This window comes from Paenarthrobacter sp. PAE-2, assembly GCF_026013155.1.
Classification (GTDB): domain Bacteria; phylum Actinomycetota; class Actinomycetes; order Actinomycetales; family Micrococcaceae; genus Arthrobacter; species Arthrobacter ureafaciens.
This window is the reverse complement of sequence record NZ_JAPDNV010000002.1, coordinates 105,253-121,066: the sequence shown is the minus strand read 5'-3', so window position 1 is coordinate 121,066 and position 15,814 is coordinate 105,253. Positions and strand designations below refer to the sequence as shown.

General features: G+C 64.0%; 15 protein-coding genes. 9 read left to right on the top strand and 6 right to left on the bottom strand.

What is annotated here, in order from left to right; genetic code table 11:
- Nucleotides 1-79 precede the first annotated feature (79 nt).
- The gene (locus tag OCL88_RS01580) at nt 80-1,288 is read left to right on the top strand and encodes a hypothetical protein (protein ID WP_264961363.1); all 1,209 of its coding nucleotides are present in this window, start codon (nt 80-82) and stop codon (nt 1,286-1,288) included.
- A gap of 709 nt (nt 1,289-1,997) precedes the next feature.
- On the opposite strand, the gene OCL88_RS01575 is transcribed toward OCL88_RS01580, so the two are convergent.
- Nucleotides 1,998-2,543, bottom strand: coding sequence for a hypothetical protein (locus OCL88_RS01575; protein ID WP_264961362.1), 546 nt, complete (start codon nt 2,541-2,543; stop codon nt 1,998-2,000).
- Between the two features lie 67 nt (nt 2,544-2,610).
- On the opposite strand from OCL88_RS01575, the gene OCL88_RS01570 reads away from it, so the two are divergent.
- Nucleotides 2,611-3,027 (top strand): hypothetical protein, encoded by a 417-nt coding sequence (locus tag OCL88_RS01570; protein ID WP_264961361.1) that lies wholly within the window; start codon nt 2,611-2,613, stop codon nt 3,025-3,027.
- A gap of 60 nt (nt 3,028-3,087) precedes the next feature.
- On the opposite strand, the gene OCL88_RS21235 is transcribed toward OCL88_RS01570, so the two are convergent.
- Nucleotides 3,088-3,309, bottom strand: a complete 222-nt coding sequence (locus OCL88_RS21235; RefSeq protein ID WP_413775441.1) for a hypothetical protein — start codon at nt 3,307-3,309, stop codon at nt 3,088-3,090.
- A 116-nt stretch (nt 3,310-3,425) separates the two neighbouring features.
- Here OCL88_RS21235 and OCL88_RS01565 point away from each other — a divergent pair, with 116 nt between their 5' ends.
- Nucleotides 3,426-4,643: an MFS transporter gene (locus tag OCL88_RS01565; protein WP_264961360.1), complete on the top strand. Its 1,218-nt coding sequence runs from the start codon at nt 3,426-3,428 to the stop codon at nt 4,641-4,643.
- Nucleotides 4,644-4,703: 60 nt separating this feature from the next.
- Here the strand turns inward: OCL88_RS01565 and OCL88_RS01560 are convergent, their stop codons facing one another.
- On the bottom strand, nt 4,704-6,248 hold the full coding sequence (locus OCL88_RS01560) for a M28 family peptidase (protein ID WP_264961359.1): 1,545 nt from the start codon (nt 6,246-6,248) through the stop codon (nt 4,704-4,706).
- A gap of 155 nt (nt 6,249-6,403) precedes the next feature.
- Nucleotides 6,404-7,315: a phosphatase PAP2 family protein gene (locus tag OCL88_RS01555; RefSeq protein WP_206616222.1), complete on the bottom strand. Its 912-nt coding sequence runs from the start codon at nt 7,313-7,315 to the stop codon at nt 6,404-6,406.
- Nucleotides 7,316-7,471: 156 nt separating this feature from the next.
- Here OCL88_RS01555 and OCL88_RS01550 point away from each other — a divergent pair, with 156 nt between their 5' ends.
- The 4 genes from OCL88_RS01550 to OCL88_RS01535 are packed head-to-tail and all read left to right on the top strand — an operon-like array spanning nt 7,472 to nt 12,141.
- On the top strand, nt 7,472-8,890 hold the full coding sequence (locus OCL88_RS01550) for an ABC transporter substrate-binding protein (protein WP_062097673.1): 1,419 nt from the start codon (nt 7,472-7,474) through the stop codon (nt 8,888-8,890).
- Nucleotides 8,887-9,837, top strand: coding sequence for a carbohydrate ABC transporter permease (locus OCL88_RS01545; protein WP_264961358.1), 951 nt, complete (start codon nt 8,887-8,889; stop codon nt 9,835-9,837). Before OCL88_RS01550 ends, OCL88_RS01545 begins: the two co-directional genes overlap by 4 nt.
- 8 nt (nt 9,838-9,845) lie before the next feature.
- Nucleotides 9,846-10,718: a carbohydrate ABC transporter permease gene (locus tag OCL88_RS01540; protein ID WP_062097669.1), complete on the top strand. Its 873-nt coding sequence runs from the start codon at nt 9,846-9,848 to the stop codon at nt 10,716-10,718.
- 25 nt (nt 10,719-10,743) lie between these two features.
- Nucleotides 10,744-12,141: a glycoside hydrolase family 32 protein gene (locus tag OCL88_RS01535; protein WP_264961357.1), complete on the top strand. Its 1,398-nt coding sequence runs from the start codon at nt 10,744-10,746 to the stop codon at nt 12,139-12,141.
- 82 nt (nt 12,142-12,223) lie between these two features.
- Here OCL88_RS01535 and OCL88_RS01530 read toward each other — a convergent pair whose 3' ends face one another.
- A complete protein-coding gene (locus OCL88_RS01530; protein WP_264961356.1) occupies nt 12,224-13,273 on the bottom strand; it encodes a LacI family DNA-binding transcriptional regulator in 1,050 nt (349 codons plus the stop codon).
- Nucleotides 13,274-13,350: 77 nt separating this feature from the next.
- Nucleotides 13,351-13,968, bottom strand: a complete 618-nt coding sequence (locus OCL88_RS01525; protein WP_264961355.1) for a DUF2510 domain-containing protein — start codon at nt 13,966-13,968, stop codon at nt 13,351-13,353.
- Between the two features lie 102 nt (nt 13,969-14,070).
- Between OCL88_RS01525 and OCL88_RS01520 the strand changes: the two genes are divergently transcribed.
- Entirely contained in the window at nt 14,071-14,676 is a 606-nt protein-coding gene (locus OCL88_RS01520; protein WP_264961354.1) for a hypothetical protein, read from the top strand.
- A 60-nt stretch (nt 14,677-14,736) separates the two neighbouring features.
- Entirely contained in the window at nt 14,737-15,747 is a 1,011-nt protein-coding gene (locus tag OCL88_RS01515) for an o-succinylbenzoate synthase (RefSeq protein WP_264961353.1), read from the top strand.
- Nucleotides 15,748-15,814: the final 67 nt, after the last annotated feature.

Below are 15,814 nucleotides of genomic sequence, written 5' to 3'. Positions count from 1 at the left end.
AAAAACCATGGACTAGCAGGCTGAGCCGGTCCTAGGATGAAGTCGACCATCGGTTTGCGACTACCTGGGGGGTGTCGAGATGAAGGCCATACACGCGTTCCCGCGTGCTGCTCGGATTCTCCGCTCCGTCATGATCGCAGGAGCCGGCGCTGCCGCTTGGGTGGCACTCTCCACCAGCGCAGCCAGTGCCGATACGGGCAACTCCGGCTCACTCCTGGGCGAACTGACATCCTCAGTGACCTCCACCGTGTCGTCTGCCGGAGGCAGTGTCTCGGCACAGCTGGACAAGACGCTGTCCGCGACTACAGGTGCGGTAAAGAGCAGCGGAGCAGCCGTCAGCGGCGTCGTGTCGCCGAAGTCGACGGCCCCAACAGTCAGCGTTCCGGTGCCCGATCTTCCTTTGCCGGCGGCCATCAAGCCCGCGGTGCCCACCCGGGTCGCTGTGCCTGTTCCCGCTGTGACACCCGTGGTTGAGCAGGTGGTTGCCTCTACGGACAACGTCGTGAGCACCCTGCCGGTGGTCAAGGAAGTTGTTTCGCCGGGCACCCTCGGCAAGGTGGTGGATTCGACCGTTACGCCCGTGACGGGCACGGTGGATGACGCCGTCGGAGAACTGGTACCGACGGTCAACGAGGTTGTGACGCCCATAGGCCTGGCGCCGGTTACTGACGCAGCTTCGCCCGTTGTGCAGCCGATCGTGGACGTCGTGGACACCGTGGTTCCGCCGGTCGACGGAGTGATTCCGCCCGTTGACGGAGTCATTCCTCCAGTGACCGGACAAGGCCCGGCGCTTCCTGCTCTCCCCGGGACAGGCGGTTCCGACGCGCCTTTGACCCCGGCGGGTCCTGAGGGAATCGCCTCGGCACCACCCGCCGTCGTGCTTCCTTCCGGCCCTGAAACGGCAAGCCCTGTCGCCTCGAAGGCGGGCGATTCCGGGCCAACCGACACCTCGTTCTTTGCCGGAAGCTCAGCTGTTCCGGGTCTTCAGCGGTTCCCGCTGACCTCCTCCTGGAACCAGGCAGCCGTGTCCGTCGGGACGAGCGCATCCGTACCTGCCGCCGTCGGCGGTGGCATCCCGGGTGACCTTCCGACCGGCCCTGAGAGTACCCCCGTTTCCGGTGCCGCAGCCGGCTCGGGAACTTCCTCCAACGGCCCTCCGAACCAGGCTGCGGCGGTCCTCGCCGGCAGTCTCATCATCCCTGCGAGCCTCATCTCCGGCCTCGCATCCGCAGGCGACCAGCAGCATCCCAAGCCGGTGTCTTTTGATCCCGGCTCATCTCCTGACTAGTTCCCCCACCGCGCCGTTGCTGCGAGCACGGCAGACGGGACATCGGACCATCCGGCAATCGGGCGGTCTCTGGGAACAAAGACCTTCAGGAGAAGATCACAATGAATGCAACATTCCGCAGGTGCCTCATTGGCACATGCTTTGCCGGGGGCCTGATCGCCGTCGGTGCTACAGCTGCAAATGCCGCCGATACGAGCGGCCAGGACGGAGTCCTATCCGGAACACAAGTGGTGGCTCCGGTAACGGCCCCCATCAACGTGGGATCAACCGCTTTGGGCCTTTTGGGAGACTCGTCCGCGACGTCGACTGCTCCGGCTGCCGCTCCGGCACAAGGCGCATCGACGAGCCCCACCACCGACGGTTCGTCGTCAGTGGCCTCGGGGACACAGATTGTCGCTCCGGTTACGGCGCCCATAAACCTGGGCCCGTCATCAGTGGGTCTGCTGGGGGGCTCCACTGCGACGGGCCCAGCTACAACTGCCGCTCCGGCCCCAACAGGGCCGGCAGCGAGCACCAGCGGGTCGGATGGCATTGCCTCCGGCACGCAGATAGTTGCTCCGGTGACGGTCCCCGTGACTGTCGGTTCAACATCGGCGGGTCTGTTGGGGGACTCATCGGCGTCTACAACACCCGCTGCAACAACGGCTGCGCCGGCTCAAGCGCCAGCGCAGGCAACGACGTCGGGGGATGGCAGCATCGCGTCCGGCGCTCAGGTAGTGGCTCCGATATCGGTCCCTGTTAATGTCGGGGCCACTGCCGTGGGTGTAGGGGGCGACTCCTCCGCCACATCCGCCACGCCCGCGGGTTCGGCTCCTGCGGGGTCGGGTGCGACGACGAGTGGTTCTGATGGTGTTGCTTCCGGGACCCAGGTGGTGGCTCCGATCACGGCGCCGGTGACTGTTGGTTCGGTTTCGGCCGGTGTTCTGGGTGACTCGGCCGTTACGTCCGGCGGTACGTCGGAAGCTCCGGAGGGTTCTGCTCCTGCGGCGTCGGGTGCGACGACGAGTGGTTCTGATGGTGTTGCTTCCGGAACCCAGGTGGTGGCTCCGATCACGGCCCCGGTGACTGTAGGTTCGGTTTCGGCCGGTGTGCTGGGTGACTCGGCCGTTACTTCCGGCGGTACGTCGGCTGGCTCCGCAACTGCAGCGCCGGGTACGAACGGAACAACGTCCGGGGACAACGGGCTCCTGTCGGGAACGCAGGTCATCGTTCCGATCACCGCCCCGCTGACCCTTGGATCGACTTCGGTAGGCATTGGTGGGGAATCCGCTGGAACGGTAACGCCCCCGGTTGTGAACCCTCCGGTAGTTGAGCCTCCTGTGGTGGAACCGCCTGTTGTGAACCCTCCGGTGGTTGAACCGCCTGTTGTGAACCCGCCTGTTGATACTCCGCCGACCACCGGCGGTCCCAGCACTGGTGTTCCCGGCACTGAGGGCCCCTCAACCGGAGGCGGCAGCACCGGTGGAGTCGACACTGTGATCACCACCCCCGGTTCCGACACCGGTATCTCAGGCGCTACAGCCGGTTTCAACCACACTATGGTGGGCACCGTGACCCCAGCCTCCGCCAGCACCAAGGGTGCGATGGGCGCAGGGTCAACTGCCGCCGTCGCAAGCTCCGCCGGACTGGCAGCCACGGGGCTGAACCAGAGCTTCATCCTCTGGGCCGCTGGACTGGCTTTGCTCGGCCTGGTGCTCACTGTGGCGGGCCGCATGAAGACCGTAGCGCTCCGTCGCTAACACGCGGCTAGAGGGATAGTTGTTGCGGTCCCGGTCTCCGGGACCGCAACAACCGCGCTGCTAGGTCGTGACTTCATCCGACCTGTAGGAGGTTATTAGAGGGTCACTTGCCCCTTCGATACTGATCTCTACCGTTACCCGGTCCTTGTGACACTCAATGACTTTCGCATCGAAAGTGCGCTTTCCGAACCGGACTTTGACCGAGCTGCCCAAGGTGAAGGCTTGGTTGGCCGCATGGGTCTTGCTCTTCGCGCTACCAGAGCGCCCGCGTGTTACTGACATATCGCGTTTATCCTCCTCACCAAGGTGCATTGCCGGTCAATGTCTCTAAGTATGCTCCAACCACTTTGTCCATGGCGGAAGCCAAACCGTTGAGGTGCGGTCCTAGGATGAAGGGGATGACAAGCACCCGAGCAGACCAGAACTTCAGCCTTCGCAGCGTCGCCCTCCCGGCCTTCGGGCCGGCCCTGCTGTTCTGTATCGGTGAAGGGGCTGTGCTGCCGGTCATCGCCCTGTCAGCGCGGGACCTGGGTGCTTCCGTTGCTGTCTCGGCATTGATCGTCACGTTGATCGGGCTTGGATCGTGGCTCTTCAACATTCCGGCCTCGATCATCACTATCAAGTTTGGTGAACGCTGGGCGATCGTCGGAGCGGGTGCGGCCGGGGCCTTGGCTCTGGGAGCAGCTGCTTTTGCGCCCCAACTTGATCACGGTATCTGGTTGCTCGCGGCGTCGATGACGTTGGTGGGCATGTGTTCCAGCGTCTTCAACCTTGCCCGGCAGAAGTACCTCACCGAGGCCGTGCCGGTCATGTACCGCGCCCGGGCACTCTCGACGCTGGGCGGGGTCACCAGGATCGGCATCTTCATCGGTCCGTTCATCGGTGCTGCCGTCATGCAGTTCGCCGGAATCAGCGGAGCCTACTGGGTGGGCTTTGCCGGGATGATGGCGGCCGCAGCGTTATCGCTGACCATCCCGGACCTCGTGGCTCCCGGAACGTCCGACGGCGGACCGGTACCGCCGGCATCGACGCTCCGGCAGGTTGCCGCGTCCCATGCCGGGGTGTTCCTGTCCGTGGGCTTCGGCATACTGCTGCTCAGCGCACTGAGGGCATCACGGCAGGTGGTTATCCCGCTGTGGGCTGACCACTTGGGGATGGATGCGACTCACGCCTCGCTGATCTTCGGGTTGTCCGGCGCGATCGACATGCTGGTGTTCTACCCGGCGGGAAAGCTCATGGATCGCAAGGGGCGGCAATGGGTGGCCGTGCCGTCCACCGTGATCATGGGCGCTGCACTGGTCCTGATCCCGTTCACGGGCGCGTTTGTTCCGCTGCTCCTGGTGGCACTCTTGATCGGCTTCGGCAACGGCATCAGCTCCGGGCTGATCATGACCTTGGGAGCCGACTTCTCACCGGACAACGGGCGGAGCCATTTCCTGGGGATCTGGCGCTTCATCGCCGACGCGGGGGCAACCGGCGGGCCGGTGCTGCTCTCTGGGCTGACGGCCGCCGTTTCCCTCGCAGCCGGGGTGTGGGCGACCGGTTTGTTGGGCTTTGCCGCGGCGATCGTTTTCGCCATTGCCATACCCCGGTTGAAGCACCGCAGGAACTACTAGCGAGCGGCCGCAGATCCACCTCTCGGTAGACCTGCAGCCGCCCGGGACCGGGTAGGAAGGCTAGCGGACTGCCTTGCTGCCCTTGAACTCCATGCTCAGCTTTCCGCCCTTGCCGTTGGCCGTACCGTTGACCGCGGACTGCGTCATGGCGAACGTCAACGTAGCGTGGGCAACGGCGTCCGCCATTTGCTCCAGAACAGCTGTGTTGATGTTGTCGATGTCATCGCAGGCCTGGTGATAACAGGGGTCATAGGCAACACCGGCCGTGCCACCATAGACGGCAGCTTGCTCGGTAGTCTTAATCTCCTCGGCACCGGTAAACAGGCCACCGGCAGGAATGCCGTTCTCGATGAACCCGAAGTAGTCCGAACGTCCGTCGAACTCCGTGGGTTCGGTAGCCAACCCTTGCGAGGCGAAGTAGTCCAGGAAGGTCTTTTCGATCTGCGCGGAACCGTTGGGACCGGCCGTACCGAGCTGCTTGCCGTCACCGTCGTAAACAAAGCGGACGGGGTTCGGTGAGGCAACCATGTCGAAGTTCAGGTTCAGGGCATGGTTTTTAAGGTCTGCCTTGCTGAGCTGCGCCACGTAGTAGTCGGAACCGATCAGGCCGTCCTCTTCACCGCTCCACCAAGCAAACCGGACCCTGTTTTCGGGGGTGATTCCCAGCTTCGAGAACTGCAGGGCAGTCTCCAGGATGGTTGCCGAGCCGGAGCCGTTGTCATTGATGCCGGGGCCTTCGGCAACAGAGTCCAGGTGTGCGCCCACCAGCACGGTGCGGTCAGTCCGGCCCGTGGTGTCGGCCAGGACGTTGAAGGTTTTTATCGGCTCAGTGTCGCCGGAAACCATAACCCGTGCGGTGGCTCCCGGTAGTCCGGCCAGTTCCTCACCAACGGCAAAGCTCGTGCCTACCGTCGGGATGGTTACCTCCGGGTTATCCGCAGTCGGAGCACCCAAGGTCCCGTCAACCCTGTCCAGCCGGTCATCGGCGTCTCCCTGATTGAAGATGATGACCGCCGAGGCTCCGGCAGCTTGGGCGTTCACGGCCTTGGTATTGAAGGGACAGGTGCCGCGCTGGATGAGGGCGATATTCCCCGCTGTAAAGCCTGCGAAGTCAGCAGCTTCACAACCGCTGGTGGAAGCACGGTCGCCGGACAAGTTGATATCTACTGCCGTTACGGTGCCGCTGACATCGCCGAAACCCGAGTAGGACATGGCCGCGAACTCGTCTGCCGTGTACGTGCGGGGTGTTGGTGTCAGCCGTTCGAAGGCCTCGCCGGTGAGGTTGAATTTCACGTAATCAAAGTATTGCCGTTGCGGGGTGTAACCGGCCGCCTTCAGTTGGGACTCAATGTACTCGGCAGAAGCCTCGTGGCCGGAGGAACCTGCGGTGCGGTTGCCGTCGTTGGCCTCCGCGATGGCCTGTAGCTGCTCAAGGTGATCGACGATTGAGCCTGCCGAGACAGCATCCCGTAACGCTTGTGTGTCCGTGGCAGTGGCAGCCAGTGCCGGCGGCGTGAGCGCGACAGAAAGAAGGGCCGACGTTGCCGCTCCGGCAGCGAGGACCCTGAACTTTTTCCTGGTTAGCAGATGGTGCGTTGTGTGCATTTCATGCATCTCCCTGATCGGACCCGGTATCTGGTGGCCGGGCGCGGTAGCGCAGAATCTACTACTCGGAAGTAATACGGTGAAGCCTTGTTATATTCGGCCGGATAGGCAAGGGGCGGAATTTGTAGCGACGCCCAACCACCCGCCGTCGTGCTTTATCGCTTCCTCGCCGCCATGCCGAACAGCCAGATGCTGCCCAGTGCGGAGAGGTAGCCGGCGAGCACAATAAAGGCTGTACCGACCCAGAAGTAATCCACGGTGCTGTCCGTACTCAGCCCGGGCATCACTTGCAGCAGTGAGTATGCGGCAACGGCGCCTGCAGCCAGCACGGCAAAAACGGTGAGCATCACCCACAGCCGGGAGGACGCCCAGTGCTCTCCGTAACCACGCCACAGGTTCCATTGGTTCCCGCTGCGGAGGATAAGCCACCCGGCGGGGAGCATGACTGCGCCCACCACGAGGAAGGCCGCAACCACATCGGCGGGACGGTGCCACTGGTTGATGAGCGTCGAGACGCCGGTGGCCACCGCGAACGTGCTGCCAAGGAAACCGGCCAGGGGCCGCCAGCGCGGCGAAACCATGAGGAAGACAGCGGCGGCGGCTGACGCGGCCAAAGTAGTGTGCCCTGAGGGGAGTGAGTTCAGCTCCAGCGTCTGGACGCCACGGTCCGGGCGGTCCGGGATCAGGAACTTCAGCACCTGGGTTGCGACGTTGGCCGCTATGCAGGCCGCGACGGCGATGCCCGCGGCTGTCCAGCGTTGCCGGGCGACCGTCACGAACAAAACCACGACGGCGGCAATGACCAGGGAAGTGACTGGCAGCGCGTCCAGGAATCCCGTGGAAGCCTTGCCCGCCGAACCGCTCAGTTCCTTGGCCTCGACCAGGGCTGACTCGTCGATGAACTGCCCCATGGTGGTGCGGACAAAGAAGTAATACGTGGCAAACAGGCCGACCATGCACGCGACGGTCAGCAGGCAGAACAAGAAGCCCGTGCCCGCGCCTGCTGCACGCTCCTTGAGTGGCCGTTTGCTCGACCTTCCGCCTACCCGGAACTGCTGGGAACTCATTGTTCCTACATTGCCATAATTCGCTGGATGCCTCATGTGAGCCGCACGCACGCCGCGGAGGCGATGGTGAGATTCAGGCAACTTTCCTGTGACGCTTGACACGTGTTAGGTGGCAGGTCTACAGTTCCTAACACGTGTTAGGAAGGGAAATTCAGAATGCCGGGAACCAATGGGGCTTTGCGTCAATTCACACGCAGGACAGCCCTCACAGCCCTCGGTGCCGGGATTGTTGGAGTGACGGCGGCGTCGTGGCCGCGACTCACGGGAACAGACATCCCCGGCCGGGGAGACAACAGCCTCAGCATCGCCATCATGGGCACCGCAGCGGACGCCGCAGCCCGCCAGAAAGTCATTGACGCTTTCGCCAAGGTCCACCCCGAGATCAAAGTCAAAGTCCAGGCCATCCAAGCCGTGGACTGGAAGGACTTCTTTACCAAGATCCTCACCATGGTGGCCGCAGGCACCCCGCCGGACGTTGTGTACGTGGCAACCGAAGGCGCCCAGCTTTTCGCTGAGAAGCTCGCCCACCCCTTGGACGACTACCTTCGTCGCGACGCTGCGGACATGAAGGAATACTTCGAGGATGTCCACCCGAGCTTGGTGGAAGCGTTTATGTACAAGGGCAGCCTGTTCCAGCTCCCCATCGACTGGAACGCAGCCAACATGTACTACAACACTGCGTCCCTGCGCGCGGCCGGGCTGGAACGCCCCGCCGAGGACTGGACCCACACGGACTTCCGCGCCACCCTCGCGGCGATGAAGAAGGCCAAGCCGTCCGACTTCACGCCGTACTACTGGACCAACCGGCTCTTCGGCGGAGTGGTCCCGTGGCTCTACGCCAATGACACCAGCTTCCTCAAGGAAACAAAGTCCGGCGGCGGGGAATGGCTGTGGGACGGTTTCTACGGCAATGATCCCTCCCGCAGCCTGCGTTCCGGCGGCTACCAATGGCTCGAGCCCAACGCCGATGACCCCCGCGTCTTCGAATCATTCGACTACCTCCGCGGACTGGTCAAGGACGGCCTCGGCGTCCGGCCCGAAGAAGGCGGCGGAAGCTCGTTGATCGGTCTCTTCGCCTCCAACCGCATAGGTACGACGCCGGCGGGCGGCTATTGGGTGCAAGGCCTCCACGAGGCGGGGATGACCGAGGACGGATTCGACGTCCAGTTCTTCCCCAAATGGCGGACCCAGCGGCACCAGTTCGGCACGGCCGGCTACGCGATCATGAAGACCGCCAAGGACAAGGACGCCGCCTGGGAGTGGGTGAAGTTCAGCGCCAGCCTCGAAGCCATGCAGATCATTTTCCCGACGCCCAACACCACCCCGGCCCGCCGGTCCATGGCCAACCAGCAGCTCTACGCCGGCACCGGCCCCCGCCACTGGAACGTCTTCTACGACACCCTGGACAAGTTCCCCACAACTGGCCCCATTCCGGCGCCTCCCCAGCAGGCTGCCGTCGAGACCGCCCTCATGAAAAACGTATCCCTGGCTGTCAGCGGGGACGAGCGGCAACTCAAACAAGCACTCGAATCCATGCAACGCGATCTTGAACTGGCCTTGAGGAGGCAGCCATGAGCACTGTCACCCGAACCACAACGGGCAATGCCCGGGCCTCGGCCCCCGGAAGCAGTCCAGCTTCCAAACGGAGCCGGGCCCAGCAACGGTGGCTCCCGTGGGCATTCCTTGCCCCAACCATCGTTGGCATGGGCCTGTTCACCCTCCTGCCGATCGTGGCCTCCATAGCGCTCGCGTTCTTCCGCTGGGACATCATCTCGGCCCCGACGTTCGTGGGTTTCGATAACTTCGCCGAGGTCGTCCAGGACCCCACGGTCCGGGTGTCCTTCCTCAACACCATCGTGTTCGTGGTGGTGGCAGTGGCCCTCCAGCTGGGGTTGGCGCTGGGCCTGGCGATCATGGTCCAGGAAAAGCTCCCGGCCTGGCTCCGGGTCTTCTTCCGCTCGGCGTTCTTCTTCCCGCTGATCCTGTCCGCGGCATCCGTTTCCATCTTCATGCGCTACCTGTTCAACGAGCAGTTCGGCGTCGTGAACTGGCTGCTTTCGCTCATCGGCATCCCCGCGGTTCCGTGGCTGACGACGCCAGGCGGGTCTGCCGCCGTCGTGATTCTTGTCTACGTGTGGCAGAACTTCGGGTTCTCTTTCCTCCTGTTCATCGGCGGCCTCGCCTCGATCCCGGTGGAAACCTACGAGGCCGCGTCCCTGGACGGTGCCACCGGTTGGCGCAAGCACTGGTACGTCACCTTGCCGCTTCTGAGCCCCACCACGCTGGTGGCCTCCGTGATGGCGATCATCAACGCCCTCCAAGTCTTCGATCAGCCCTACGTGCTCACCCGGGGCGGACCGGGCGACTCCACGCGGACAGCCGTGATGGTGATCTTCGAGTCCGCATTCCAGCGGCTTGAGTTCGGCCAGGCCTCGGCGATCGGCGTGATCCTCACCCTGATCATCATGGCCATCACGGCCCTGCAGTTCCGGCTCAGCAAACGATTCGTCTTCTACCAGTAAGGCCAGCCATGACCACCATTTCTGAACGTGTTGAAAGCACGGCCCGGCCTGTCCTGCGGAAGAAGCGCGACTGGTCCGTGGCCTGGCGGATCGTCGCCCTCCTGATCGCGTCCGTTTTTGTCCTGGGCCCCGTCCTCTGGACGCTGTCCACCTCGCTGCGGCCGCCGTCGGAATCCTTCAAACTGCCGCCCGCCTTCCTGCCGCTCAACCCCGACTTCACCTCCTACAGCCAGGTTTTCAAGCAGCTGAACATCCTGGGGCTGGTGCTGAACAGTGCGCTGGTGACCGGACTGATCGCCATCGGGCAGATGATCACGGCGGCGCTGGCAGGATACGCCTTCGCGCACCTTCGCTTCCGGGGACGCGGAGCGCTGTTCTCGATTGTGCTGGCCACCATGATGGTGCCGGCGCAGGTAACGATCGTTCCCGTGTTCATGCTGATCCGCGGCGTAGGCCTCTCGGACACGCTGCTCGCACTGATCCTTCCGGCCATCCCGACGGCGTTCGGTACGTTCCTGATGCGGCAATACTTCATGGGACTCCCGGCCGACCTCGCTGAAGCGGCAGCGATCGACGGCGCCTCGCCCTGGCGGACGTTCCGTTCCGTGTACGCGCCGCTGGCGATGCCCGGCCTGGCGATCGTGGGCATCCTGGCCTTCAACTTCCACTGGAACGAATTCTTCCGGCCGCTCATCATGACCATCTCCGAGCAAAACTTCACGCTCCCGCTCGGCCTGGTCTCGCTCCAAGGCAACCTCGGCACAGGAAGCATCTCCGTGGTGCTGGCCGGTGTTGTCCTCTCCATGATTCCCGCGTTGGTGGTGTTCATGTTCGGGCAGCGTGCGCTGCAGGACGGGCTCACCGCAGGTACGGGCAAATAACCTCCACCTTGTGAAAGGCATTCCAATGACGGACCTTGCTCTTGATTCCTCCCTCGCCCGTGCGGCTACGCACCCCGACCCGGCGTTCCCGCGCTTCCACCCTCGTCCGGCACAGGGCTGGATCAACGATCCCAACGGCGTCAGCTACATCGACGGCAAGTACCACGTCTTCTTCCAGTACAACCCGGACTCCGCCCGCCACCGGCTGATCCAGTGGGGACACGTCAGCTCCGCGGACCTGGTGCAGTGGGAAGAACACCCCGTTGCGTTGGTCCCCCAGGCCGGCGGGCCGGACTCGGCAGGATGCTGGACCGGCGTAGTCACGCTGGATGACGGGGTTCCCACGGCTGCGTACTCGGGCGTGCAGGATCACGGCGGCCACTCGCAGGTAGTGATCGCCCGCGGCTCTTCCGACCTTGTTTCCTGGAACCAGGACGGCCTCGTTGCTGCCTCCATGCCGACGGACCCCATGGTGACGGCCGTGCGGGATCCGTTCATCTTCCGCTTCAACGGCGCCCGCTACGCCATCCAAGGCGCAGGCCTGGCGGACGGGCGGGCGGCATTGCTGCTCTACTCCGTGGAAGACATGGAGAACTGGGAGTACAAAGGCATCTGGTTGACCTCCTCCGACCCCGTGGCCGCGATGCACGCACCGGCAGAGATCTGGGAGTGCCCGCAACTGGTGGAGGTGCCCGTTGCCGGCGGCGGTTCAACGTGGGTCATGATGTTCTCCCTCTGGCTCTCCGGCGACGACCACGAGCACGCCAACGGCGTGGGGCACCTGATCGGCTCCCTTTCCCAGGATCCGGAAACCGGGCTGCCCGTGTTTACTGCCGCTACGGGTGGCAAGTCCGACCTGGGGCGCGACTTCTACGCGCCGCAGATCGTGCAGCTCGCTTACAGCTCCCCGGATGCGTCTTCGGCTGTTGCCTCTGCTTCTGCCTTGATGTGGGGCTGGGCCAACGAAGGTCCCGGACGCGACGGCCGCCGGGGCCGCACCCAGGAAGAAATCGACGACGCCGGATGGTCGGGCGTGCTGACGCACCCGCGCCTTCTGTCTGTAGCTGATGGAGCACTGGTTGTTGCCCCCGCGCCGGAGGTTTCCGCGTACCGGGGTGCTGCCGTGGCTTCTGACGCTTCGGGCTCGGTGGATATTCCGGCGTTCGCGGAGGTATTGGTGCGCGGCGCCGGGGAGGTTTCCTTGCGGCTCGTGTCCGATGCGGATGAGCAGCTTGTGTACTCCGGAGCGGTTGCTGCAGGGGAGAAGCTGAGGATCTTCATCGACGCCTCGCTGGTGGAGGTGTACCGCTCCGGATCCGTCGCAACCACCCTCCGGGCGTACCCGTTGGCCGGGGAGTCCTGGACGCTGGAGCTTACCGCCGGTGCCACCGCCGATGTGTGGGAACTGACCCTGCCCCGCTAGGCCATATCAGTTGTTAGGCCCGCAGCGGTTTCCGTTGCGGGCCTCGCTGTGTCCCGCCTTGCCGGCCTCGCTATGGGTCCGCCTAGCGCGTTGCCGGTCCGGTGGACTCGCGCAAGACCAAGCGGCAGGGGACCATCGTCTCAACGGTGGGCTCCGCCGTCGTGGTTTTACCGTCCTCGATCGCGTCCAGCAACCTGGTCATCGCCTCGCGGCCAATCTCGCGCAGGGGGAGGGCCATGGTGGTGAGGGCGGGGACCATGGTGTTGGCGATGCGGTGTTCGTCGTCGTAGCCCATCACGGAGAGGTCGCCCGGGATGCTGAGGCCAAGGCGGGCAGCGGCGAGGACCACCCCGACGGCGAGCCTGTCGTTCGCGCACATGATGGCGGTGGGCCGCTCAGCCGGGACCACGCCGTCGAGCAATCGCATCGCCCCCTTGTAACCGTCGTCAATATCCCAGCCGGCGTGCGCTATCCGCGCATCGGTGACCGGGAGTTGCGCGGAGGCGAAGGCCTCGCGGTAGCCCTCGATGCGGAGGGGCGAGGCGGGGGAATCCTCGGAACCGGCAAGGAAAGCGATGTCGCGGTGGCCGAACTGAATCAGATGCTCCGTGGCCTCGCGTCCGCCGGTGACTTCATCCGGGATGACGTGATGGAGACGTGGCCGGGGATGGGCGTCGTAGCAATTGGCAAGGACGGACGGCACGCGCTCCATACCGGGCGGAACCTCAAGTGGTTTCAGGCCTACGGTCACGTACATCAAGCCGTCAACCTGCCGGTCGAGGAGCGTTTCGATCGCTCCCGCATCCCGGGCGGTATCGCGCTCGGTGTCCATGACCACCGTGACGAAACCGCGGCTGCGGGCGACGTCGTCGGCGCCGCCGATGATGTTGCCGTCGAAGGGGCTGACCACCACTTCATCGGACAGGATTCCGATCACCCGCGAACGCTGGTTCCGGAGGCTCAGTGCGATCGCGTTGGGGGAGTAGTTCAGCTCCTGCGCCGCCAAACGTATGCGTTCCTGGCTTTCCTTTGCGACGTTTCCGTCGCCCCTGCCGTTGAGAACAAGGGAAACCGCGCTCCTGGACACCCCCGCTCTTTTGGCGACGTCCAGTGCGGTTGCCTTGCGGTTCATCGGGGGTCCTTCCGTTCCTGCCTCGATTAGCAGTCTACCTAACGCGTGTGAGGCTGTGGACGTCGCCCATCCCGTGTTTATGCGTTGATCGAGTAGCCGATCTGCGAGTAGAGCTGCGTCATGAAGTTGGAGAACCAGATGGCGGCAACAATAAAGGAGACCACTATCGTTCCGATGAGGACCCAGATTGGCGCCAAACCGCGGCCCTGAGCCACCTTGCGGACAATGACGGACCGGCCAATGACATAGACGGTCCCGCTCAGGAAGCACCACGCCCAGTGGAAAGGCCGGACCACCCCGGAGCGGGAGAGTCGCTGGTAGTCCAGATAGGCCAGGAAGACACTCACGCCCCACACCAGGAAGCTTGAGATCTGCATCAGGAAGAAACCCGGGGTGTACATGGACGTGGGGTCAAAAGTGGTCCCTTGCCGGGTGTTCAAATACCGGAACTCGGGCTGCCACGTCAGCAGCAGGAAGATTGCCACAAGCGGCAACAGGACAATGGCCCAGATGAACGGGTTGTAAACGGGGGTCTCGTTGCTGATCAGCGGCCGCTGGACGGGCATGTATTGAGCAGGTCCCGGAGCCACATTTTGGGTCCACTGAACTCCGTCCCACCAACGCATCTGCTGGGGCTGTGAAGGATCCGGGTACCATCCCGGAGGAGTTGCTGAGCTGTTGAAACCCTGAGTCATGAGTCCCCCTTTTTAAGTGTCGAATCGAGGATATCGCGGTTGCGTCCTCTCGCTTCACAAGCAGTTCTCCACATTGGCGGCAAGTCGGTGTAAGCATGGATCATGACCTTCTTCGAGCCCGCTTCCGAGCCACCGGAACGGTTTCATCAGTCCACTCCGCCACGCCCGGGCTGGGCGGGACCGCCGTCTGACGAACTCCCCGGTGTGGTGCACATCGGCGGGTTCATCTATGGCGACGACCGCATGGTGGTGGCCCTGAAATCCGCGGACGTCTACTCAACAGGTTGCGTTCTGGAATTCGTCTGGACGGCCCGCCGCGACGGCAAGACAGGAAGCGAGTGGCGGGACACCATGGACCAGGCGTTCATCCCGCCGGGATCGCCGGTAGCCGCTGCATCCGGGCTGATGGTGGGAGTCGGATACGGGGACGGACGCAAGGCCCTCGCTTCAAGGCCGGGTCCCGCACTGTCCGAGGGGGACGAGGTGGAAGGTCCGGTCTTGTCGGTGCTGGGCGGCGGGGGAGCCGGCGGCAACGACGAGCAAGTCCACGGGACCGCCAGATACTGGCTCTGGCCGCTCCCCCTTGAAGCCGGCACAAAAGTGGTGGTGAAGTGGGATGGGCTCCGGATGCCCGAAAGCTCATACAACCTTCCGCACGAGCGCTTGATTGCGGCGGTGGGCGACGTCCGGAAGTTCTGGGTGGAATAGTTCTCCACATAGCCCGGCTTGGCCGCCTCAACGCCAAAAACCCGCCGGTACAGTGGCACTATGCTCCCTTCGCTTGAAGAATTACAGGAATCTGCCCGCGTTGTTTCGCTGCCCATGCGGGTCAACTTCCGCGGCATTATGCAGCGGGAGACGCTCCTTCTGAAGGGACCTCTTGGGTGGGGCGAATTCTGTCCCTTTCCCGAATACGGGGACGACGAATCCTCCCGGTGGCTCGCTGCCGCCCTGGAAGCCGGCTGGCAAGGATTTCCGCCGGCCCTGCGGGACACCATTCCGGTGAACGCCACCGTCCCGGCCGTTTCCGCTGACCGGGTACCGGAGGTGCTGGCCCGGTTCGGACGCGTGGACGCGGTGAAGGTCAAAGTGGCAGAACGCGGGCAGGACGTGGCGGAGGACATCGCCAGGGTCACCGCAGTTCGTGAAGCGTTGCCCGATGCTTCCATCAGGGTGGACGCGAACGGCGGTTGGGATGTTGACCAGGCCGTTGACGCGTTGGGCAGGCTCTCGGCTGTCGGGCTCGAATACGCCGAACAACCTGTCCCCACCATTGAAGGCTTGGCAGAGGTGCGGCGCCGTCTTGCAGCAACGGGAATCCCCGTGCCCATCGCTGCCGACGAAAGCGTCCGCAAGGAAGAGGACCCCCTCCGTGTAGCAAAGGCCGGCGCTGCCGACCTGATAGTTGTCAAAGTGGCGCCGCTTGGGGGAGTCGCACGCGCCCTGGACATCGTCGCCCAAGCCGGCCTGCCCGCCGTCGTCAGCTCCGCCCTGGATACCTCGGTGGGAATCCGCGCCGGGCTCGCGCTCGCAGCCGCACTGCCATCGCTGCCCTATGCCTGCGGCCTCGGCACGGTTTCCTTGTTCGCCTCGGACATAACGTTGGACCCCTTGGTAGCCGACGACGGCGCCATCCGCCTCCGCGAGGCCGTCGCCGATCCCGGGCTGCTGGAGCAGTACGCAGCCACCGGGGAACGCCGGGACTGGTGGTTGGACCGCCTGGGCCGGGTCCATGCAGTCCTGGAGGCGGCCCCCGGCAATCTATTCACCAAGCCTTAACCGGAATGTCCTTCCAGCGTTGGGTTCCGCTGAAAGGCTCAGCGGGAACCTCGTACAAGTCTGGAAG

What these genes read in the sequence shown, in the direction of transcription:
- OCL88_RS01560 (WP_264961359.1), bottom strand. Translation starts at nt 6,248, where the DNA reads ATGCACACAACGCACCATCTGCTAACCAGGAAAAAGTTCAGGGTCCTC.
- OCL88_RS01555 (WP_206616222.1), bottom strand. Translation starts at nt 7,315, where the DNA reads ATGAGTTCCCAGCAGTTCCGGGTAGGCGGAAGGTCGAGCAAACGGCCA.
- OCL88_RS01520 (WP_264961354.1), top strand. Translation starts at nt 14,071, where the DNA reads ATGACCTTCTTCGAGCCCGCTTCCGAGCCACCGGAACGGTTTCATCAG.
- OCL88_RS01515 (WP_264961353.1), top strand. Translation starts at nt 14,737, where the DNA reads ATGCTCCCTTCGCTTGAAGAATTACAGGAATCTGCCCGCGTTGTTTCG.
- OCL88_RS01530 (WP_264961356.1), bottom strand. Translation starts at nt 13,273, where the DNA reads ATGAACCGCAAGGCAACCGCACTGGACGTCGCCAAAAGAGCGGGGGTG.
- OCL88_RS01545 (WP_264961358.1), top strand. Translation starts at nt 8,887, where the DNA reads ATGAGCACTGTCACCCGAACCACAACGGGCAATGCCCGGGCCTCGGCC.
- OCL88_RS01525 (WP_264961355.1), bottom strand. Translation starts at nt 13,968, where the DNA reads ATGACTCAGGGTTTCAACAGCTCAGCAACTCCTCCGGGATGGTACCCG.
- OCL88_RS01540 (WP_062097669.1), top strand. Translation starts at nt 9,846, where the DNA reads ATGACCACCATTTCTGAACGTGTTGAAAGCACGGCCCGGCCTGTCCTG.
- OCL88_RS01565 (WP_264961360.1), top strand. Translation starts at nt 3,426, where the DNA reads ATGACAAGCACCCGAGCAGACCAGAACTTCAGCCTTCGCAGCGTCGCC.
- OCL88_RS01550 (WP_062097673.1), top strand. Translation starts at nt 7,472, where the DNA reads ATGCCGGGAACCAATGGGGCTTTGCGTCAATTCACACGCAGGACAGCC.
- OCL88_RS01580 (WP_264961363.1), top strand. Translation starts at nt 80, where the DNA reads ATGAAGGCCATACACGCGTTCCCGCGTGCTGCTCGGATTCTCCGCTCC.
- OCL88_RS01535 (WP_264961357.1), top strand. Translation starts at nt 10,744, where the DNA reads ATGACGGACCTTGCTCTTGATTCCTCCCTCGCCCGTGCGGCTACGCAC.
- OCL88_RS21235 (WP_413775441.1), bottom strand. Translation starts at nt 3,309, where the DNA reads ATGTCAGTAACACGCGGGCGCTCTGGTAGCGCGAAGAGCAAGACCCAT.
- OCL88_RS01575 (WP_264961362.1), bottom strand. Translation starts at nt 2,543, where the DNA reads ATGCCTACCGAAGTCGATCCAAGGGTCAGCGGGGCGGTGATCGGAACG.